18 protein-coding genes are annotated in these 21498 nt (G+C 62.2%); 7 read left to right on the forward strand and 11 right to left on the reverse strand.

The features are described 5' to 3' along the window. The first annotated feature begins 41 nt into the window (after positions 1-41). Positions 42-1277 (forward strand): peptidase T, encoded by a 1236-nt coding sequence (gene pepT, locus J2X76_RS15735; RefSeq protein ID WP_310217815.1) that lies wholly within the window; start codon positions 42-44, stop codon positions 1275-1277. Between the two features lie 123 nt (positions 1278-1400). Here the strand turns inward: pepT and J2X76_RS15740 are convergent, their stop codons facing one another. Next, on the reverse strand, positions 1401-2747 hold the full coding sequence (locus J2X76_RS15740; RefSeq protein ID WP_405030044.1) for a dicarboxylate/amino acid:cation symporter: 1347 nt from the start codon (positions 2745-2747) through the stop codon (positions 1401-1403). A gap of 204 nt (positions 2748-2951) precedes the next feature. Here J2X76_RS15740 and J2X76_RS15745 point away from each other — a divergent pair, with 204 nt between their 5' ends. From J2X76_RS15745 to J2X76_RS15755, 3 genes are all read left to right on the forward strand, one after another. Then, a complete protein-coding gene (locus J2X76_RS15745; RefSeq protein WP_405030045.1) occupies positions 2952-4820 on the forward strand; it encodes an ATP-binding protein in 1869 nt (622 codons plus the stop codon). Beyond that, the gene (locus tag J2X76_RS15750) at positions 4817-6184 is read left to right on the forward strand and encodes a sigma-54 dependent transcriptional regulator (protein ID WP_310217820.1); all 1368 of its coding nucleotides are present in this window, start codon (positions 4817-4819) and stop codon (positions 6182-6184) included. Before J2X76_RS15745 ends, J2X76_RS15750 begins: the two co-directional genes overlap by 4 nt. A gap of 263 nt (positions 6185-6447) precedes the next feature. After that, positions 6448-8568, forward strand: a complete 2121-nt coding sequence (locus J2X76_RS15755; protein WP_310217823.1) for a carboxy terminal-processing peptidase — start codon at positions 6448-6450, stop codon at positions 8566-8568. A 100-nt stretch (positions 8569-8668) separates the two neighbouring features. Here J2X76_RS15755 and J2X76_RS15760 read toward each other — a convergent pair whose 3' ends face one another. After that, positions 8669-9544, reverse strand: coding sequence for an MBL fold metallo-hydrolase (locus J2X76_RS15760; RefSeq protein ID WP_310217826.1), 876 nt, complete (start codon positions 9542-9544; stop codon positions 8669-8671). Beyond that, positions 9531-11036, reverse strand: coding sequence for an aminotransferase class V-fold PLP-dependent enzyme (locus tag J2X76_RS15765; RefSeq protein WP_310217829.1), 1506 nt, complete (start codon positions 11034-11036; stop codon positions 9531-9533). The genes J2X76_RS15760 and J2X76_RS15765 overlap by 14 nt, the downstream gene beginning before the upstream one ends. Before the next feature lie 102 nt (positions 11037-11138). On the opposite strand from J2X76_RS15765, the gene J2X76_RS15770 reads away from it, so the two are divergent. Further along, positions 11139-11621, forward strand: coding sequence for an Lrp/AsnC family transcriptional regulator (locus J2X76_RS15770; protein WP_113127754.1), 483 nt, complete (start codon positions 11139-11141; stop codon positions 11619-11621). A 354-nt stretch (positions 11622-11975) separates the two neighbouring features. Next, positions 11976-13559, forward strand: a complete 1584-nt coding sequence (locus J2X76_RS15775) for an ABC-F family ATP-binding cassette domain-containing protein (RefSeq protein ID WP_310217831.1) — start codon at positions 11976-11978, stop codon at positions 13557-13559. Positions 13560-13565: 6 nt separating this feature from the next. Here the strand turns inward: J2X76_RS15775 and J2X76_RS15780 are convergent, their stop codons facing one another. The 5 genes from J2X76_RS15780 to J2X76_RS15800 all read right to left on the reverse strand — a co-directional run bounded on the left by J2X76_RS15780 (position 13566) and on the right by J2X76_RS15800 (position 16532). Beyond that, a complete protein-coding gene (locus J2X76_RS15780; RefSeq protein WP_310217833.1) occupies positions 13566-14204 on the reverse strand; it encodes an isochorismatase family protein in 639 nt (212 codons plus the stop codon). A 208-nt stretch (positions 14205-14412) separates the two neighbouring features. After that, the gene (locus J2X76_RS15785; protein ID WP_113127757.1) at positions 14413-14643 is read right to left on the reverse strand and encodes a hypothetical protein; all 231 of its coding nucleotides are present in this window, start codon (positions 14641-14643) and stop codon (positions 14413-14415) included. A gap of 156 nt (positions 14644-14799) precedes the next feature. Next, complete coding sequence (locus J2X76_RS15790; RefSeq protein ID WP_310217835.1) at positions 14800-15582, reverse strand: SDR family NAD(P)-dependent oxidoreductase; 783 nt, start codon at positions 15580-15582, stop codon at positions 14800-14802. Between the two features lie 96 nt (positions 15583-15678). Continuing rightward, positions 15679-16098 (reverse strand): metal-dependent phosphohydrolase, encoded by a 420-nt coding sequence (locus J2X76_RS15795; protein ID WP_310217837.1) that lies wholly within the window; start codon positions 16096-16098, stop codon positions 15679-15681. Between the two features lie 59 nt (positions 16099-16157). Beyond that, positions 16158-16532: a GFA family protein gene (locus J2X76_RS15800; protein ID WP_310217840.1), complete on the reverse strand. Its 375-nt coding sequence runs from the start codon at positions 16530-16532 to the stop codon at positions 16158-16160. A 157-nt stretch (positions 16533-16689) separates the two neighbouring features. Between J2X76_RS15800 and J2X76_RS15805 the strand changes: the two genes are divergently transcribed. Continuing rightward, the gene (locus J2X76_RS15805) at positions 16690-17193 is read left to right on the forward strand and encodes a hypothetical protein (protein ID WP_310217843.1); all 504 of its coding nucleotides are present in this window, start codon (positions 16690-16692) and stop codon (positions 17191-17193) included. Between the two features lie 25 nt (positions 17194-17218). Here J2X76_RS15805 and J2X76_RS15810 read toward each other — a convergent pair whose 3' ends face one another. The 3 genes from J2X76_RS15810 to J2X76_RS15820 are packed head-to-tail and all read right to left on the reverse strand — an operon-like array spanning position 17219 to position 21440. Next, positions 17219-18595: an FAD-linked oxidase C-terminal domain-containing protein gene (locus J2X76_RS15810; protein ID WP_310217846.1), complete on the reverse strand. Its 1377-nt coding sequence runs from the start codon at positions 18593-18595 to the stop codon at positions 17219-17221. Beyond that, on the reverse strand, positions 18592-20310 hold the full coding sequence (locus J2X76_RS15815; RefSeq protein WP_310218073.1) for a thiamine pyrophosphate-requiring protein: 1719 nt from the start codon (positions 20308-20310) through the stop codon (positions 18592-18594). Before J2X76_RS15815 ends, J2X76_RS15810 begins: the two co-directional genes overlap by 4 nt. Next, positions 20277-21440 (reverse strand): alpha-hydroxy acid oxidase, encoded by a 1164-nt coding sequence (locus tag J2X76_RS15820; RefSeq protein WP_310217849.1) that lies wholly within the window; start codon positions 21438-21440, stop codon positions 20277-20279. Before J2X76_RS15820 ends, J2X76_RS15815 begins: the two co-directional genes overlap by 34 nt. Positions 21441-21498 lie beyond the last annotated feature (58 nt).

The following is a 21498-nucleotide window of genomic DNA, read 5'->3' on the forward strand; positions in this document are numbered from 1 at the left end:
CTACAACTCCATTATTCCATTCACAATTCTGGATTTGAGCCATGGCCGATAGCGTTACCGATCGTTTCCTCCGTTATGTCGTCATCGACACCCAGTCCGACGCCAAGTCTCCGACCCAGCCCTCGACGATGAAACAGAAGGATCTCGGCCGGCTGCTGGTCGAGGAAATGCTGGCGATCGGCATTTCCGACGCGCATCTCGACGAGCACGGCTATATTTACGGGACAATCCCGGCCACCACCTCGAAGAACAACGTGCCGGTGATCTGCCTCTGCGCTCATATGGACACCGCTCCCGATTTCACGGGCACCAACGTCAAGCCGCAGATCGTCAGGAATTACCGGGGCGGCGATATCCAGCTCCCCGGCGACCGGAGCCAGGTGATCCGCGTCTCGGAACATCCGGTGCTCAAGGACCAGATCGGCAACGATATCGTCACCTCGGACGGCACCACGCTTCTGGGAGCCGACGACAAGGCGGGCATTGCCGAGATCATGACGGCGGCCGAATTCTTCATCAACAATCCGGACGTCAAGCATGGTGCGATCCGCATCCTGTTCACGACGGACGAGGAGATCGGCCGCGGCGTCGACAAGGTCGACCTGAAGAAGCTCGGCGCCGATTTCGGTTATACGCTGGACGGCGAAACCGCCGGCACGATCGAGGACGAGACGTTCTCGGCCGACGCGGTGGAGATCGCCATCAAGGGCGTCGCCATGCATCCGGGTTTTGCCTTCGGCAAGATGGAGAACGCCATCAAGATCGCCGGTGGCATCATCGCCAGGCTGCCGAAGGATATGAGCCCCGAGACCACCAAGGGCCGCGATGGCTTCATCCATCCGACCGGCATGTCCGGGGTGATGGAAAAGGCGAACCTCTCCTTCATCATCCGCGATTTCACGGAAAGCGGCCTGAAAACCAAGGAAGCCCTTCTGGAAAAGATCACGCAGGAGGTGATCGCCGAGTATCCCGGCTCCTCCTACACCTTCACTGTCAAGGAACAGTACCGCAACATGAAGGTGGTGCTCGACCAGCATCCCGGCATCGTCGATTACGCTGTCGAGGCGATCGGCCGGGCGGGCATGACCCCGGTGCGCGGCAGCATCCGCGGCGGCACGGATGGTTCGCGTCTTTCCTTCATGGGCCTGCCCTGCGCCAACCTCTTCGCCGGCGGCCACGCCTTCCACTCGCCGCTCGAATTCGTCAGCAGCCAGGACATGGAACTGGCGGTGAAAACGGTAATAGAGCTCGCCAAGCTCTGGGAGGAGCGCGCCTAGTGCCGATCCCTGGAGCTTCACCTCGCACGGGCCCGAACCGACCCCAAGGACACGCCCGCGAAAAAATTGCGAAAGGCCGCCGAGCAAACGGCGGCCTTTGCGAGTTGCGATGGAAACGGGCGATTATTCCGCGGGCTGTATCGAAGGCATCAGCGCCGCGTTTTCGGAATCGGCGGTCCCGGCCATGGCGGCTGCAAACTGCGTCGGGTCCAGCTCGTTTTCCCAGCGGGCGACGACGACGGTCGCGACCGCATTGCCGACCAGGTTGGTGAGCGCGCGGCATTCCGACATGAAGCGATCGATGCCGAGGATCAACGCCATGCCGGCGACCGGTACGGACGGAACGACCGAAAGCGTGGCCGCCAGGGTGATGAAGCCGGCGCCGGTAATACCTGCGGCTCCCTTCGAGCTCAGCATCGCGACCAGCAGCAGCAGGATCTGGTCGCCAAGCGTGATCGGCGTATCGGTCGCCTGGGCGATGAACAGTGCGGCAAGCGTCATATAGATGTTGGTGCCGTCGAGGTTGAAGGAATAGCCTGTCGGAATGACAAGGCCGACCACCGACCGCTTGCAGCCTGCACGTTCCATCTTTGCCATCAGGCCCGGCAGTGCCGCTTCCGACGAGGACGTTCCGAGCACAAGAAGCAGCTCTTCCTTGATGTAGCGAATGAGCGAGAGGATGGAAAAGCCATTGTAACGTGCGACGGCGCCGAGGACGATCAGCACGAAGAGGAGCGAGGTGAGATAGAACGTACCGATCAGCATCGCGAGGTTGGCGATCGAACCGATGCCGTATTTGCCGATGGTAAAGGCCATGGCGCCGAAAGCACCGATCGGGGCGGCCTTCATCAGGATGGTCACCAGACGGAAGATCGGCGCGGTCAAGGCCTGCAGGAAATCGACAACCGGACGACCGCGTTCGCCGACCATGCCGAGCGCGATGCCGAAGAGGACCGAGAAGAACAGCACCTGCAGGATATCGCCCTGCGCGAAGGCGCCGACGATCGTATCCGGGATGATATTCATCAGAAAGCCGGTGATGGTGGCGTCATGGGCCTTCGCCGTGTAGGTGGCGACCGCCTTGGCATCCAGCGTGGCCGGATCGATGTGCATGCCGGCGCCCGGCTGAACGATATTCGAGACCAGGAGACCGACGGCGAGGGCGAGGGTCGAGAAAACCAGGAAGTAGATCATCGCCTTGCCTGCGACGCGCCCGACCTTATGAAGATCGGCCATGCCGGCGATACCGGTCGCGACCGTCAGGAAGATCACCGGCGCGATAATCATCTTCACCAGCTTGATGAAGGCATCGCCGAGCGGCTTCAGCGATGCGCCGATATCCGGGTAGAAATGCCCGAGCAGGATACCCGCGGCAATCGCCACGAGAACCTGGAAATAGAGATGGCGGTAGAAGGGAAGCTTGCCGTGCGTCTGCACGTCGGAAATCGTCGCGTTCATCATATCCTCCATAGCGCCCCAACCGAATAGGCCTCCCGGGGCGGCGTTGCCGTTGCTGCAGGTGTGCTGCTGGTTTTGCTGGAGCAACATGCGTGCCAAGAAGGAGATCGGCATCCAAGCAATTGATTTTAAAAGGCTATGGTTGGCAGCGAGCACGCGGCTCCGGGGGCGTTCCGTGCGGATTTCCGCCCTTGCCTTTGCATTTTATGCGGATTTATGCACACTTCCGCGATGCTTGAGGAGCGCCGTGCAGAGAAATCGACCAGGGTTCCCGCGTTTGCGCGGACAGCCTGGCCAGCCTTTGCCTTCGCAGCGGCCGTGATACTGACCTCCGCTCTTTATGCAGCCGGCGTCTATGGCCGCAGTTCGGCACTCGACGCGCTCGTGACTCAGGGCCGGGCCGATGCCAATCTCAAGGTTGCGCTGTTGCGCGCGGTGCTGGAACGACCCCGCGCGCTTCCCCTGCTGCTTGCCGAGGATCAACAGGTCATCGGCGCACTGGCGTCGAGAAATGCGGACGCCGTCGGTGCGCTCGACCGGAAGCTGGAGGGGCTTGTGGCAGGCACCCATGCCTCCGTTCTCTATGTCACCGGCAGGAATGGCATTGCCGTCGCATCCAGCAACTGGCGCGAACCCTTGAGCTTTGTCGGCAACGACTATTCGTTCCGGGAGTATTTTCAACGGGCGATGGAGGCTGGAACCGCGGAACATTTCGCCCTGGGGAGCGTCAGCAAGCGCCCGGGCCTCTACATCTCGCGCCGCGCCGACAGCCAGGGCGACGCGCTCGGCGTCGTCGTTGTGAAGATGGAGTTCGACCAGCTCGAGAGCGATTGGCGCGAGGCCAACCGTCCGGTCTACGTTACGGATGCCAATGGCGTGGTTCTGATTGCCAGCATCCCATCCTGGCGCTTCATGACGACTGCGCGGCTTGCCTCGGAGCGGCTTGGCGCCATCCGCCAGAGCCTGCAGTTCGGCGACGCACCTTTAACGCCGCTGCCGATCTTGGCGAAGGAAACCCTGTCCGAAGACGCCTCGATCGTCTCGGCGGTTTTGCCGGGAACAAGCGAGGATGAGTATCTCCGCGTTCTGACGCCGGTGCCTTCGACATCCTGGCGACTCGAATATCTTGTGCCGACCGAACCGTCCGTCGCAGCTGCGGTACGCGAAGCGAGGCTGCTCGCGCTTGCCGTACTCGTTCCTATCATGGCGTTGATCGCATTCCTTTTGAGGCGGCGGCAGATGATCGCACTCCGCATCGCCGCAGAGAAAACCCTGCGCGAGGAGCTGGAGCGCCGTGTCGCGGAACGAACCCTGGACTTGAGCCGGGCAAGGGACCTTCTGCAGGAAGAGATTGCCGACCACCGCAGTACGGAGTCGAAACTGCAGGTGGTGCAGCAGGAGCTGGTGCAGGCAAACCGCCTGGCGATCCTTGGCCAGGTTGCGGCCGGCGTCGCGCATGAAATCAACCAGCCGGTCGCGACAATCCGCGCCTACGCCGACAACGCTCGTGTCTTCCTACAAAGGGACCGGAAAGAATCGGCGGAGGAAAACCTCGGCGAGATCGCCGCCTTGACCGAGCGGATCGGCATGATCACCGAGGAACTCAAGGCCTTCGGGAGAAAGGGACGAGCACCGCCCGAGGCCGTTGATGTCCGCGGCGCCATCGAAGGGGCCGTCGTCCTTTTGAGGAGCCGCTTTGCCGGCCGCCTCGACATGCTCGCGATTGAGTTGCCGTCACCCGGCCTTGCCGTCACCGGCAATCGCGTCCGGCTGGAACAGGTGCTGATCAACCTTTTTCAGAACGCCCTGGAGGCGCTGGAGGGTAGGCGTGGCGCAATCGTGAACGTCTCCGTGGAGACGCTGCCGGATGAGATCTCGATCCGCGTCTCCGACAACGGTCCGGGCATTGATCCATCGATCAGAAGCGCGCTCTTTTCGCCCTTCAACACGTCCAAGGAAAAGGGTCTCGGCCTCGGCCTGGTCATTTCGAAGGATATCGTCACCGATTATGGCGGTCGCATCGAAGTCGAAAGCGACGAGACCGGCACGACTTTCATCGTCTATCTGCGCAAGGCGGCACCATGAACAATCCGATCCCCGTCATCCTCGTCGACGACGACGCCGACCTTCTCAAGGCCACCGCCCAGACGATCGAGCTTGCGGGCTTTGCCGTCTCTCGATTTTCCCGGGCGTCGGACGCGCTTGTCCAGATCGATAGCAGTTTCCCCGGGGTCGTGGTCTCGGACATCCGCATGCCCGAAATCGACGGACTGCAGCTTTTCGGCCGTGTCCGCAAGCTCGATCCGGACCTTCCGCTTATCCTGATGACCGGCCACGGCGATATTCCGATGGCCGTCAAGGCGATCCAGGACGGGGCTTACGATTTCATCACCAAACCGTTTGCGGCCGACCGTCTGGTGCAGGCCGTTCGCCGCGCTGCAGAAAAACGGCAGCTCATATTGGAGAACAGATCACTCCGGGATGTGGCCGAACAGGCGCGCGACGACCTGCCGTTGATCGGCCAGACAGCGGCCATGGAGCGGTTGCGGCGAACGCTTCGCCAGATTGCGGATACCGACGTCGATGTTTTGGTGACTGGAGAGACAGGCAGCGGCAAGGAGGTGGTCGCCAACCTGATCCACCGATGGAGCCGACGGTCGAAGGGCAGTTTCGTCGCCCTCAATTGCGGCGCGCTTCCCGAAACCATCATCGAAAGCGAATTGTTCGGCCACGAGCCGGGCGCTTTTACCGGCGCGCAAAAGAAGCGTGTCGGCAGGATCGAGTATTCCAGTGGCGGTACCCTCTTCCTCGACGAGATCGAAAGCATGCCGCCGGCCACGCAGGTCCATATGCTGCGCGTTCTGGAAGCGCGCGAAGTCGCACCCCTCGGCACCAATGAGACACGGCCGATCGATCTGAGGGTCGTGGCGGCGGCCAAGGTCGATCTCGGCGATCCCGCTCAACGCGGCGCCTTCCGCGAGGACCTCTACTATCGCCTGAATGTCGTCACGCTTTCGATTCCGCCGCTGCGCGAGCGGCGCGACGATATCTTCCTCCTCTTCAGTTTCTTTTGCGAACGGGCCGCGAGGCGGTTCAACCGTCAAGCGCCTGCTCTTTCGTCTTTCACCCGCCACCACCTCGAAACCCATCATTGGCCGGGTAATGTTCGCGAGCTCTCGCATTTCGCCGAGCGTTTTGTCCTCGGCCTTGCAGGCGATGACGAGGGGGCAAAAGTCCCGGACGCGGCGGCCACCCTTACGCTGCCCCAGCGTCTCAACCGGCACGAAGCGGAAATCCTTCGGGAGACGCTGGCCAGCAATGGAGGTGATGTCCGCCGAACGATCGAAGCGCTCGGAATTCCGCGAAAGACGTTTTACGACAAGCTCCAACGCCACGGGATAGAACGCGCCTCTTTCGACCGGGATACCAAGCCGGCGGGACAGGCTTGAGAGGCGCAGGCAGGTTGCGGCGGTTCTCAGTCAACTCGGCGCTCTTCCCAGCTGCCGGTTTTCTGTCACAATCTTATCGAGGATGGTGGCCGGATTTCGCATGTCCAGTCGTTCATGATGGGCAAGGTGCCGCGCTCCAAAAAGCTCTTCAAAGATTCTTGCGTTTTTGATCATGGACACGAAATTTTGCGCGGCACCCCGTATCATTGTTCCACCACCATCGCATAGTAGAGACTAGGCATTGCAATTGGGATCAAAGCTGAATGCGCATACGATATGTTTTCCTTGGCCTGTTCCTCGCAGTTCCGCTAACGGCATATTCCCTGGAACTGGGACCGACGCCGGTTCTGTCGCCGCTGCCGCAGCAGGCGCAAGCTGCCAAGCTGAGCGCGCAGTTCCTGACGCGATATGCCTACAAGCCGGTTCCGCTCAACGATGCGCTCTCGGCCAAAATCATGGATCGGTTCATCAAGTCTCTCGATCCGGATCGCAGCTTTTTCCTGCAGGCCGACATCGACAAGTTCGCGGCCGACAACACCGAGCTCGACGATGCCATCCTGCGCGAAGACCTGAAGATTCCCTTTTCGATCTTCAACGTCTATTCGCAGCGGGTCGTCGACCGCATGGCGTATGCCCGCAACCTGCTCAGGCAAGGCTTCGATTTCAGCGTGCGGGAAGACTATTCGCCTCTGCGCGACAAGGAGCCCTGGCCGCAATCGGACCAGCAAAGCAACGACCTGTGGCGCAAACGCGTCAAAAGCGACTGGCTGCGGTTGAAACTGGCAGGCCAGACCGACGCCGCAATTCGCGATACGCTCGACAAGCGCTATAAAAATATCCTGGAGCGCGCCTACAAATACAAAAGCGATGACGTGTTCCAGTCGTTCATGGACGCCTATACCACGTCCGTTGATCCGCATACCGACTATTTTGGTGCCGCCGCTTCGGCGGACTTCGACATCTCGATGAAGCTTTCGCTGGTTGGTATCGGCGCGGTGCTGCAGGAACGAGACGGATATACGACGATCCGCGAGCTCGTGCCGGGCGGACCGGCGCAATTATCCGGAAAGCTGGCGGTCGGGGATCGCATCATCGGGGTCGGCCAGGGCAATGATGGCGCGGTCAAGGAAGTGGTGGGCAGCCGCCTTGATGAAGTCGTGCAAATGATACGCGGGGAAAAAGACTCGGTTGTGCGCCTGGACATCCTGCCGGCAGACACCGGAGAGAGTGGAGGCCACCGCGTCATCAGCCTAGTGCGAGACAAGATCAGCCTTGAAAAACAGGCGGCAAAGAAGACTGTCCTTACCCTGAAGGAACGGGACATCGAACGCAGGATCGGCGTGATCACGCTGCCGGCGTTTTACGAGGACTTCGATGCGCGGCGAAAAGGCGAGAAGGACTATAGAAGCGCCAGCCGCGATGTTGCCAAGCTGGTTGGCGAACTGAAGCAGGAAAACGTCGATGGCGTTTTGATCGACCTGCGCGGCAATGGCGGCGGTTCGCTGGCCGAGGCGATCGACTTGACGGGCCTGTTCGTCGGGAAAGGCCCCGTGGTTCAGCAACGCGACGCCGAAGGCAAGATCAAGGTCGAAAGCGATGATCTGCCCACACCTGCCTGGGCAGGCCCGCTTGGAGTATTGATCAATCGCGGTTCCGCGTCGGCCTCGGAAATTTTTGCCGCGGCGATACAGGATTACGGTCGTGGGGTCATTATCGGCGAGCCCAGCTTCGGCAAAGGCACCGTGCAGACGGTGGTCGATCTCGATCAGATCGCGCATAACGGCAAGCCGAAATTCGGCCAGCTGAAATTGACGATCGCCCAGTTCTTCCGCGTCGATGGCGGAACGACGCAGCTGCGCGGCGTGATGCCCGATATCAGCTTGCCGGGTCTCTCGGATCCCAAGACCCTTGGCGAGGCAAGTTATGACAACGCCCTGCCTTGGGCCCAGATCAAGCCCGCGCAGTATAGAGCTGCAAACGACAGGAGTGCATTGCTGCCGCAATTGCAGCGCCGCCATGATGCTCGGGTGCAGAACGATCGGGATTTCCAGCGTTTTGAAGAAGACGCTGCCGAACTGAAGGCACAGCGCGAAAAACGTGTCGTCTCCCTCAATGAGACCGAACGCCGTAATGAGATGACGGCTCTTACCAACCGCCTCAAGGCGCGCGCCGAAGCGGACGACGGATTGGTTCGCGGCGAAGACGACGGGCTGCAAGGAAACGAGCGCAGCCTGACTGCCGATATCGCGATTGAAAATGCCCGCAAGAATGCAAAGGATGTCTTGAGGAACGAAGCCGCCGCCATCGTTGCCGATCAGGCGGATCTGCTGGAGTACATCCAAAAGGCCGGCAGTCAGCAGCCGGGAGATACCGGCGGAAAATAGTTCTGCTGAACGGCGAGCATGTGAAGTCGGCGAAAATCCAGCCTGATTGAACCTGGATTTTTGCCGGAAATGTAGCCGGTACTGCCCGCCTAAACGGTCCTTAGTCCCATTTTGCCCCAGGGAGGGCGTCGAGCGGGATCTTGAGATAGCGGCGGCCATTGTCTTCGGCAACCGGCAGCTCGCCGCCGCGAATATTCACCTGTAGCGCATGCAGGATCAGCTTGGGCATCGGCAGGCTCTTGTCGCGCGCCTCCCGCAACGCGACGAAATCCTCCGGCGATTTCCCGGCAACATGCGGATTGCCGGCTTTCTGTTCTGCGACCGAGCTCTCCCACAAAGGCTGGCGGCCACCCGGCCGGTAGTCGTGACCGGTGAACAGGCGTGTTTCGTCCGGCAGGCGGAGGATCGCCTCGATCGAGGTCCAGAGAGCGGAGGCGCTGCCACCTGGAAAATCGGCGCGGGCGGAGCCACTGTCGGGCATGAACAGGGTGTCGTGAATGAAGGCGGCGTCGCCGATGACATAGCTGATCGACGCCAGCGTATGCCCGGGCGAGTGCAGGACACGCGCTTCCTGCTCGCCGATGTTGAAAATCTCGCCGTCGTGAAAGAGCCTGTCCCATTGCGAGCCGTCGCAGGGGAAATCCGGCCAGTTGTAGATCTGTTTCCAGATCCGCTGCACGGCGACCACATGATCGCCGATGGCGGTCTGGGCGCCCGTCTTCGCCCTCAGGTAGCGTGCTGCGGAGAAGTGATCCGCATGGGGATGGGTGTCCAGTATCCATTCGACCGTCAGGCCCCGGGTAGCGACGTGCTCGAGGATGATATCGGCATTGGTCGTGGCGATAGAGCCGGATTTCTCGTCGAAATCCAGGACCGGATCGACAATTGCACATTGTCGCGTCGCCGGATCCGAAACGACATATTGGACACTTCCCGTGCGCGCATCGTAGAAGGCGGCCACATCAGGTTTGCGCATATGCCAAACCCTCCCTGGCCGTCGCGCGCGGAAAGAAGATCGCCCGGGCGGGGTCGAAGTCATAGTCTGCTTCGAAGCTCGGGGCCTCGGCAGCCAGTTGCGCGACGGAATCGATGATGAACTGCACTTTCTCGTCCGAAAGCAGGACACTGAAGTTCAACCGGGTAAAGCCGGGCTTCCTGATTTCGTCGCCAGCGAGAATAGCCTGCCGCATGTCTTCGGATTGTTGCGCATCGATTGCCAGCAGCCGATGGACATAGGGTCCCGCACAAGCGCAGCCGCCGCGCGCCTGGATGCCGAACCTGTCGCTCAGCATGCGGGTGACGAGTTGCTGATGCACATACCCGCCCTTGCCGTTCCTGACGCGAAACGAAAAGATCGGCAGGCGGTCGGGGCCGGGCAATCCGAGCAGTTCCAGTTGAGGCACCTGCGTCCACGCGGAAAAAGCTTGCAGGGTGAGCTCGCGGTTGCGCCTTTCCATCTCCTTCAGGCCGATGGCGTGCTTTACGACAAAGGCGAGAGCGGCGCGGATGTCGCCGACCACGTTGGGCGTGCCGGCCTCTTCGCGTGCTTCGAGGCTGGTGCTGTAATCATGCGTCTGAGGCGAGACGAACTTTACCGTCCCGCCGCCCGGCCAGGACGGTTTGCTTGTCGCCAGGCCTTCGCGCCGCACGATCAGGATGCCGGACGCGCCGGGACCGCCGATGAACTTGTGTGGCGAAACGACGATGGCGTCGATTGCCGCGGCAGGGCCGGGCGACATCGAGATTGGCACATAGGGTCCGGCGCCGGCATAATCCCAGATCATCCGCGCGCCGGCGGCCTTGACCATCCTGGTGATGGTCGCGACGTCGCAGGTAATTCCCGTGATGTTCGACGCCGCCGAGAAGGTGCATATCGTCAGGTCCGGCGCCGCATCCTCGAGTGCTGTCTGAAGATGGAGCAGATCCGGCCCGCCCGAGGGGCTTTCGGCCAATTCGATGATCTCGGCTCCGCTTTCGCGCCAAGGCAGGATGTTGGAATGATGTTCGTAAGGACCGATGATGATGCGGACGGCTTTCCCCGCGGCGACCGCTTCCGTGACGCCGAACAGCTTGACGAGGCGGTTCAACCCGGATGTCGCACCCGACCCGGTGAAGATGACCGCGTGGTCTTCGGTCGCACCGCAGAACTCGGCAACCAGCGCACGCGCCTCTCGCCGCATCCGGGTCATGAAGCCACCGCAATGGGACGCTTCCGTGTGGCTGTTGGCGTAGTAAGGCAGGACTTCATCCAGGACGAAGTTCTCAATGGTGCGAAGTGCCCTGCCGGAGGCGACATAATCCGCATAAACGAGGTTCCTGAGCCCATAGGGGCCTTCGATCTGCGCCGTCGCGCCAACGAGGTCATCCCGGAGATTGGCGATCAGATCGCCACGGTTCAGGGCGAGACGAAATCGGGCGAGCGGCGTGAGGGCCTGATTCAGGTCGTGACGAATGGCTTGCACGGTCATCTCTGGCGTCCTCTCCGGCGTGAATGTTGACAGCGATTATATTCTCCTCCAAGGTCGGGAAATTCACCTATTTTATGCCAAAATTCCCGCAGAATGGGTCAAATGATCGGATCAACCAGCAAGATCGACGCCTTTGATCTAAAAATCCTGACGGCGCTGCAGAACGATTCAACCCTGTCGCAACGCGATCTCGCGGAAAGGGTCGGGCTTTCTCAAAATGCCTGCTGGCGGCGTCTTCAGCGCCTTTATGCGATCGGGATGATCCGTGGATCGCATAGCGACATAGATCTCAGCGCACTCGGATTGGACCTCACCGTCTTTGTCATGATCCGCACCCGTCATCATTCGAAGGAATGGATCGACAGCTTCCGCGATCACGTCGAGCGCCTTCCAGAAGTCATTGATTTCTATCGTATCGGCGGGGATTGGGACTATCTCATAAAGGTGGTCACCAGAGGCATGTCCGGCTATGACGCCTTCTACCAGAAGCTCATCACCAACTTCGATCTCGCAACGGTCACGGGCTTCTTTTCGATGGAAGCGATCATCAACAATCGCGCGGTGGATCTGAATCGCCTTCGCTGAACTGGACCTCCGCTCGGACCGCCTGAACGTCTCGTCATTCGCACCGGCGACGCAGAAACGCTCGGGTCTATAGCCCGCTGTTTTAGCGACCCCGAAAAGCACCCAAAAATGGTCAGGAGCCGGCAAGGACAATAGCCGGGGGGATATGCTTTAAAGTTCGAGAGGCATCTCCTGTTGCCTCCCGTCAACAGACATGGAACCCTCGCACTACCCCGCGAGGGTTCTCCCTGTCGGTCTTGAACGAGCCGCATTTTCCACATAGACAACCGCCATCTGCAGCACCAACAGGATGGTGGACCATGGATTCCAGCCGAAACGCAACGCCGCTTTGCCTTGCCATTCGGGAATCCGTCCATGCCTTCCATTACGCTTGCAAATCTCTCCTGGTCCACGCCTGACGGTCGGCCGCTTTTTTCCAATCTCAACCTTGGCTTCGGGCCTGAACGCACTGGCCTTGTCGGCCGCAACGGCATCGGCAAGACCACGCTGCTGAGGCTGATCGCCGGCGAGTTTTTGCCGTCATCCGGCTCTATCTCGGTCTCCGGCAGCCTCGAAGTGCTGCGTCAGGATGTGCAGGTGACACCGCATGTGGCGATCGCAGACCTTTTCGGTGCGCACGATGCCCTGGCGGTCCTGGCCCGCGCGGAAGCGGGCGAGGCGTCCGGCGACGAACTGGCCGGCGTCGACTGGACGCTGGAGGCGCGTATGGCCGAGGCGCTTGCGCGGGTCGGGCTCGATATGGACGCGACAACGCCGCTTGAAACGCTGTCAGGCGGCCAGCGCACCCGTGCGGGGCTGGCGGCGCTGATCTTCGCCGAGCCGGATTTCCTGATCCTCGACGAACCCACCAACAATCTCGATCGCGACGGAAGGCGGGCGCTTATCGATCTTGTGGCCGGCTGGCGGGGCGGGGCGATCATCGTCAGCCACGACCGCGAGCTTCTGGAAACCGTCGATGCGATCGTCGAGCTGACCTCGCTCGGTGCGACCCGTTATGGCGGCAACTGGAGCGGCTACCGGGAGCGCAAGGCGCTTGAACTGGCCGCCGTCGAACGCGATCTGGCCGGCGCTGAAAAACGGATGGCGGAGATCAACCGCACCGCGCAGGAAATGACCGAGCGCAAGGCGCGCAAGGATAGTGTCGGCAAGAAGAAGGCCGCGAAGGGCGACATGCCGCGCATCGTCGCCGGTGGCATGAAGCGGCGGGCGGAAAATACCAGCGGGAACAACGCCCGGCTGGCTGAACGGCTGCGGACCCAGGCTGGCGAGGACCTTTCGCTGGCGCGTGAAAGGATCGAGATCCTGCAGCCGTTATCGGTGGCGCTGCCGCCGACCGGCCTGCCGGCGAGCCGGACCGTGGCCAGGGTCGATGATGTCACAGCCGGTTATAAGGCGGGATCGCCGGTCCTGCGCAATATCTCCTTCGAGATCACCGGGCCAGAACGGATAGCCGTCACCGGTCCGAACGGTTCGGGAAAGACGACGCTGCTGTCGCTGATTTCAGGCAGCTTGTTGCCGCTTTCGGGTACGGTGCGGGTGCCGGTCAAATCAGCCATGCTCGACCAGCGGGTGAGCCTGCTCGACGCTGCGCTTTCCATCCGCGACAATTTCCGGCGCCTCAATCCGCAAGCAGATGAAAATGCCTGCCGTGCGGCGCTTGCCCGCTTCATGTTCCGTGCCGATGCCGCCCTTCAGGTGGTTGGTACCCTGTCGGGCGGGCAGATGCTCAGGGCAGGGCTTGCCTGCGTGCTCGGCGGACCCGAACCACCGCCGCTGCTCATTCTCGACGAGCCGACCAACCATCTTGATATTGATTCCATCGCCGCGGTCGAGGCCGGATTGCGCGCCTATGACGGCGCGCTTCTCGTGGTCAGCCATGACGAGGTGTTCTTGGACGCGATCGGTATCACGCGTCGGCTGGACCTTGGTTTCGCATAGCCTGTCTCAGGCGGCTTGCGAAGCCGTGAGATTTGCGGTCGTTACAAGATCGACGCCGGCTTCGGCAAACTGCGCATTGTAACGCCGGATGATCGCGTCGGCCGGCTCTCCGGGCTGATCGAGCGTGCTGTGTGCGTCGGAAACAACCGTCACCTTCAGCCCGGCGGAGATCGCGCCCTGCACCGTGCCGGCGATGCAGAAATCGGTCTGAGCGCCGAGGATCACCACTTCCGGCGCGCCTTGGCTCTCGATCCATGCGCCGAGTTCCGGATTGCTGAAGGAATCCCGGACGGTTTTCGAGAAGGTGGGCTCGTCGTCCCGCTGGCCGAGCGCAGGCCAGACGGGCCAGCCCGGCTCCCCGGGGGCCAAGGGATCTCCCTTCGGCCCGTCGTGGCGCACAAAGGCAATCTTGCGGCCGTCGCGCCGCGCCCAATCGATCACTTTCCGGGCCCGATCAGCGAGCAGACCTGCCTCATGGAGGGGCGGCTCAACACGGCCGTCGAACATGTTGGTTTGCAGATCGACAATGATGACCGGTGCTTTTTCCGTGGATGGGTGTGGCATGGCGTACCTCCATTGAAGACAGGGCTTGCCGAGTTTCACTTCGAACGGTGACGGGGATCCGCGCGCTTGCGCAAGATCCACGATGGCATACTCAATCCTGTCAGCGCGGAAAAGGCAATTCAAAGGCTCCGGTGCCGGTCACGATCCGGCTCGAGGCCAGGAAAACGGAAAAGGGATCGTATCGCTGAACGGCAGAGCCGACGGGTTCCAGCGCCGGCAGCCTCGCTTCGCTGCTCCTGAAAAGTGCGGCGGCGCGATCGCCGCCGTCCTCTCGCAGGCAATCTGCGGTTCAGCGGCAGACGCGGGTGGTCTTGACGACGACCCGGCCGTGGTAACGGGTCTTCACCTTCTTGACCATGCAGTCGTGGCGAGGACGATAGGGCCGGTAGACTTCGCGCACGGTATGACGCGGAGCGATCCGCTCATGGGTGGTGACGGTGACGCTGGCGGCGTTGGACGGGCCGGCAACGGTCAGAATGGAAGAAATGGCCAGGGCCGATGCGATAAGCAGGTTCTTCATGGGGTGATTCCTCAATGTTTTGCGAGACATGAACGCGGTTCGAGGATCTGGGTTCCCGCAGGCTGTTGGGACTGAAGTCCTATGCCCCGGCCTTTCAATCGGACGTTTTTCCCATTCTGAACACAACCCGATGGCGCGACAGGAGGAGAACCGCCCCTACCTCAGCAACCCTTGGCCGCCGTCTACATAGATCGGCGTGCCGGTGACATGGCGAGACCGCCCGGAGGCGAGGAAGGCGATCACTTCGGCCACGTCCTCGCTTTTCCCCGGCTTGCCGTCGCTGATCGGCACCTGGCCTTCCGGCCATTCCACGGGGATCGCAGTTTCCTCCTCGTGGCGGAGATTGGTGTTTTCGCCGATATTGGTCTCGATCTCGCCGGGGCAGACGGCGTTGACGCGGATGTGGTGCTTGCCGAGCTCCAGGGCCAGCTGCTGCACCATCGCCACCTGTGCGGCCTTGGTGGCGGTATAGGCGGTGGCGCCGGGTGTAGTGAAGGTTCGGTTGCCGTTGATCGAGGAGACGACCACGATCGAGCCGGCGCCCTGCATCTTCAGATGCGGCACGGTGAGGTGAAGCGTCAGATAGGTGCCGCGCAGATTGACGGCGATCGTCTTGTCGAATTCCTCCGGTTTCAGGTCGTCGATCGGCGCCCAGACGCCGTTGATCCCGGCATTGGCGACGACGATATCGAGCCGCCCGAATTTTTCCGTGAGCAGGTCGATCGCCGCACGCATCTGGCTTTCAAGGGAAACGTCGGCCTCGAGGGGCAGGGCTTCTCCGCCCGCGGCCGCTATTTCCCGAACCGTCGCGTCTATTTCGCTCTTCGTGCGGCCCAGCACGCCCACCTTGGCGCCTTTGCCTGCGAGCTTCAGTGCCACGGCCTTGCCGATGCCCGAGCCTGCCCCAGTTACCAAAGCCACCTGAGATTTGAATTCCATGAGCCCATCCTGTCGCTGGATCGCGGCTTCTGCCGCGCGACAACGAACGGCAAGCTATGGCCCAAGGTTCCGCGCAATCAGGCGGGCTCGGACCTCTCAGGCCGGATATTGCTCATTGAGGATGCGCAGGCCTTCGGCGAATTTCGAGCCGTCGCCGCCCATCTGGCGCATCTGGGCAAGATTGTCGGTGAGGTCGGCGCGCTTCACCGGCCGGGCGAGCGGGTTTTCGATCGAGCGGCGGACGAAGGCGAAATACTCCTCGCCGTCGCGTTTGCTCATCGCGTCGACGGCATCGACCACCGCTTCGGAAAAACCTTCCCCGCGCAGCCGCTCGAATGTCCAGCCGGGGCCTTTCTCGACCACGTCATGCAACCAGGCAACCTGTTTTTCGTCTTCGCCGGCGACGTTGTCAGCCACGCGCCGGACGTGGTCGAGGAACGGCCCGCCGGTTTTCGACGACTGGCCCCGATGGGCCTCTGTTGCGATAGCGATCGCCTTTTCGATGAGTTCCGACATCGTTATGTCTCCCGTCAGTTCGGCGGCACTCTATAGGGTCGGCACGCGACGGCAATGCGTCAATTTCGGTCCTCCTCGAACTGCGGGACGGGAAGCGGGTTCAGCCAGTTCTCCCGCCGTTTCACCCAGAGCTCGTAGATCGGTTCGAGGTCGCTCGGCGCCATGTCGAGCGAACCGATCCGGATCTCTATCTCCTCGCCTTCACTTTCGTTGAAGATGCGAGAACCGCATTCGGGGCAGAAGCCGCGCCCCTGGAAATATTTGACCTCGCCCGTGCTTTCGAACGCATGCCGGGGCCAGATGCCGAACGTGACGAAGCTGGACCCGCTTTCCTTGCGGCAGTCGGCGCAGTGGCAGAGCCCGATCCTGACCGGCGCATCCCTTACCGAATACTGCACCTTGCCGCAGAGGCAGCTTCCGGAACGGATGATCATGTTCTCTCCTCCTTCTCCTCGCCCGGAAAAGGCAACTAGGGCAGGGGAAGATGAAGGGAAGAGATCAGGCGGGTTCCGGCGCGGACGGCTCGACAGGCTGAGTGGAACAGAATGGCGCAACCGGCGTTCGAAGCCAAAATCCCGACGGATCATCGCCATGCGCTCACGTCCCGCCTTGCTCTCATTCATCGCTCTCGTCTTCCTGCCGGGCCTTGCGTCGGCGGCCGAAGGAGATTTCCTGAAAACGCTCGCCGGCAACTGGAGCGGCAAGGGCATGGTCCTGACCCGTATCGGGGCGAGCCCCATCAATGTCACCTGCGACTTCGCCTCCACGGCCGGACCGGCCTCCCTGTCCATGCAGGGGACCTGCCGTGGCCTGCTGGTCATCCGGCGCAGCATAACGGCCGATCTCGAAGCCTCGGGTCGCGGGTACAGCGGCACCTATATCGGCCCTTCGGGCCAGCCGTCCGTTCTTTCCGGAAGCAGACGCGGCAACGCGATCAATCTCGGCGTCCGCTGGGCGAGGGTGATCAACGGAGATCGCGTCGCCAACATGACGATCGAGAAGATCGGCAACGACCGCCTCAGGCTGCAGACGGTCGACAAGGATCTTTCGAGCGGCAAATCCGTGGTGACCAGCCGCATCGATCTCATCCGCTGACTGGCCTGACACCGGGGGCCCGTCTCTACTCCACCTGACCGAGCTTGCCGGGGTTCATGATACCCTTCGGATCCAGCGCCGCCTTGATGGCGTTCATCATATCGACAGCGTCGCCATGTTCGCGGCGAAGGTATTTCAGCTTCGAAATACCGATGCCGTGTTCGCCGCTGAAGGTGCCGCCCATGTCGATGGCGCGCTGGTAGAGGCGCTCGGCAAGCCGCTCGGCTTCTGCAAGTTCCTCCGGAATTTCCGGCTTGATCAGATAGCCGACATGGAAATTGCCGTCTCCCACATGGCCGATGATCTTGCCCATCACGAAGGAATTGTCGATGTCCTCCCGAGCGGCGAGCACTGCGTCCGCCAGGCGCGAGATCGGCACGCAGACATCCGTCGTGAAGGCTTTGCAGCCAGGGCGCAGCGTCTGGTTGGAATAGATCGTCTCGTGGCGGGCCTTCCACAACCGCTCGCGGTCCTCGGTGCGGGTCGACCACTGGAAATCAGACCCGCCCAGATCGGCGGCGATTTCGCGCACCGTATTCGACTGCTCCTCCACCCAGCGCGGGCTGCCGTGGAATTCCAGGAACAGGGTCGGTGCGAGCTTGAGGGTGAGGCCCGCGTGCCGGTTGGCGGCTTCGACTGCGACCTCGTCGAGGAATTCGATGCGGGCGACCGGGATGCCGCTCTGGATGGTGGCGACGACCGCCTCCACCGCGCCGCGCATCGTCTCGAAGGCACAGACGGCAGATGCGATGGTTTCCGGGATAGGGTGCAGCTTGACGGTCACCTCGGTGATCACACCGAGCGTGCCCTCGGCACCGACGAACAGCTTGGTAAGGTCGTAGCCGGTCGAGGACTTCTTGGTGCGGCGGCCAGTGGTGATAATCTTGCCCTGGGGGGTGACGACGCGTAGCGCCAGCACGTTTTCCCGCATCGTGCCGTAGCGCACGGCGGTGGTGCCAGACGCGCGGGTCGAGGCCATCCCGCCGAGAGAGGCGTCAGCCCCGGGGTCGATCGGGAAAAACAGGCCAGTGTCGCGGATATGGGCGTTCAGCTGCTTGCGGGTCACTCCCGCCTGCACTTGGCAGTCGAAATCCTCGTGATTGACCTGGACGATCTGGTTCATGCGGGTGAGGTCGAGCGAGATGCCGCCTTTCAGTGGGATCGTATGTCCTTCCATCGACGAGCCGGCGGCGAACGGCGTCACCGGGATGCCAGCTTCGAAACACGCCGAAACGACGCGCGCCACCTCGTCCTCGTTTTCCGCATAGACGACGGCATCCGGCAGCCGGGTCGGCTGGCGGGACATGTCGTGGCCGTGGTGTTCCCGCACCGCCTCGGTGGTCGACAGCCGGTCGCCGAAATGGAGCCTCAAGGCGTCGATGGTGGATTGCAGGGAGGTCATTTCTTCTCACCCGTCAGCATGCGGTGGTAACGCGAACGGGCGATTTCCTGCCGCGTGATGAATTCGAGGAGGACGGGCACGCCTTGTCGTGTCTGTTCGATGCCGCGGTGGATCGCCGGGATGATCTCGGCGGGATCAGTGACGCGTTCGCCATAACCGCCGAGCGCGCGGGCGAAGGCGGCGTAGTCGCCGGAAATGTCGGTCGAGCGGTATTTTTCCGTCGAGACCTTCATGATCGGCAGTTCCATCGCCATCGAGAAATTGTTGAGCAGGATCGACAGGATCGGGATGCGCTCGCGCACCGCGGTTTCGAAATCCATGCCGGTGAACCCGATCGCCGCGTCTCCCCAGACATTGATGCAGAGTTTTTCGGGATGCATCAGCTTGGCGCCCATGGCAAGGCCGAGGCCGTAGCCGAGCTGAGTCGACTTGCCCCAGCCGATATAGGTGAGCGGCTTCACCGATTTCCAGAAAGGCGAGAGCTGGTCGCGCGGGCTGCCGGCGTCATGGGTGATGATGGTGTTTTCGATATCGACCGCGTGCTGCAGGTCCCAGAGCACGCGGTAGGGGGAGAGCGGCGCGTCCGGCGCGGTGAGCTTCGGCATCCATTCCGCCAGCCACTCTTCCTGCACCTTGGCGATCTCGGCGGCGACTTCTGTGTGGTCGCGCGGTGAGACCTTGCGGGCTTCAAGTTCGGCGAGAACGGCGTCGAGCGTCAGGGCCGCATCGCCGATGAGCGCTACCTTCGCCTCGATATCCTTGTTGACGTGATCGGGATCGAGCGTCGCGTGGATGACAGTCTTGTCGAGCGGCATCTGTACGCCGAAAGCGGTCTCGGTGAACGAGCAGCCGATGCCGAAGATCAGGTCGGACGTGTCGAGGAAGTGACGCAGCGTCTTCGAGATCGCCGCACCGCCGGCACCGACCGACAACGGATGGGTTTCCGGAAAGGCGCTCTTGCCTTCGAGGCTGGTCGAGACCGGGATCGCCAGCAGTTCCGCGAGCTGTTTCAGCTGCGGCCAGGCCTGCGCATAATGGATGCCCTGGCCCGCATAGAGGATCGGGCGCCTGGCGGCGAGCACCAGGTCGACGGCGTCACGCACGGCGGCCGGATCCGGCCCGTAGCGGGTGGAGAGAACCGGCCGGTAGTTCAGCGGTTCCGGCACTTCGTCCTGCCACATGTCGTTCGGGATCTCGACCAGAACCGGACCGCCGCGGCCGTTGCGCAGTTTCGAGAAGGCGCGGCGGAAGATGTTCGGGATTTCCGCCGCCGAGGTGATCGGCTCGGCGGACTTGGTGATATCGCGCATCGAGCGGGTCGCGTTGTAGTTCGGGTCGATATGCGCGACGCGGCGCTCGTAACCCATCGGCAGGACGAGCAGGGGTACGGATTCCGAATAGGCCTGGGCAATGCCGCCATAGGCGTTTTCCGTGCCCGGTCCGAGCTGCATGGCGAAGACGCCGATCGTCTTGCCGGAGCTCAACCGCGACATGGCGTCGGCCATATGCAGGCCGTGGCGTTCCTGGCGCACGATGATCGGGCGGATATCGCCCATGGCCGCGTGTTCGAGAACGTGGTTCACGGGGTAACCGCAAATGATCTCGATCCCCTCGCGCTTCAGGATTTCCACGATGGCGTCGGCAACTTTCATGGGTTTCTCCTCCCAGGAGACATGATCGATTAGGGGTGAGGTTGGAAATCCTTGGCCGTCCAGGCGCCGGCATGGCGCACGGTCGCGCGGCGGGCCTGTTCGGTGTTCAACAGCCCGCTCTGGCCGAGCGTGATGCGGTACTCCTCGATGAAGGCCTGCGCCATATGGGGGGCGCCATGGTCACCGAGAGCGGCAAGGCCGAGCATGAAGGCGCGGCCGGCAAAGGACGAATGGGCTCCGCAGGCGACCGCGCGTACCATGTCAACGCCGGAGACGACGCCGCTGTCGAACAGAACAGTGCCGCGCGTGCCGACCGTGCGGGCGATTTCCGGCAGGACGTCGATCGTTGCCGGCGCCGCATCGAACTGGCGGCCGCCATGGTTGGAGACGACCACGCCGTTCAAGCCGAGTTCGAGCGCCTTTTCGGCGTCGGCGGGATGCATGACGCCCTTGACCAGCATCGGTCCTGGCCATTTGTCGCGCAGGCGGACGATCTGCTCCCAGGGGAAGCCGCCGCCTATATATTTCTGCACAAAGGTGGAGGTGGTGACACGGTCCGGGGCGCCGGCAAACCCCGCCATGTTGGCGAAGGTCGGCATGCCCTTGCGTCTTAGCGCATCCAGCCAGAAGGGGGCGATCGCCGCCGCCATCATCGCCTTCGGCGTGAGCTTGAAAGGCATGGTGAGGCCATTCCTGAGATCGCGTGGCCGTTTTGCCCGAACCGGCACGTCCAGCGTCGCCACCAGAACCTTGGCGCCGGCCACGCGGGCGCGCTCGGCCATTTCGATACTATATTGATGGTTGTTCGGCGCCATCGGATAGAGCTGGAACCAGGTGACGTCAGGTGCCCATTCCACCACTTTCTCGATCGCCGCGCAGGCGAGCGTGCCGACCATGTAGGGGATGTTGTGGGCCTGGGCGGCCTTGGCGAAGCGCTCGGTCGCACCCGGCCACATCATGCCGTCGAAACCGATCGGCGAAATGCCGATCGGGGCGGCGTAACGATGGCCGAAAAGCTCGACCGAGGTATCGACCCTGGACACGTCGAGCCCGTAGCGCGGTACGACTTCGACCGCCTGCAGCGCCGTCCGGTTGCGATTGAGACCGGTTTCATCACCCGCGCCGCCCTGGAGGAACTCATAGGCAAAGCGTGGAATCCGCCACTTCGCCCGCTTCTCCAGGTCTGCGACCATAGGGTAGCGCCGGCGGAGCTCCGCCAGCGTTTCTATCGTCCTTGCGTCGCTCCCGGCT

Source organism: Neorhizobium sp. 2083, assembly GCF_031455615.1.
Taxonomy (GTDB): domain Bacteria; phylum Pseudomonadota; class Alphaproteobacteria; order Rhizobiales; family Rhizobiaceae; genus Neorhizobium.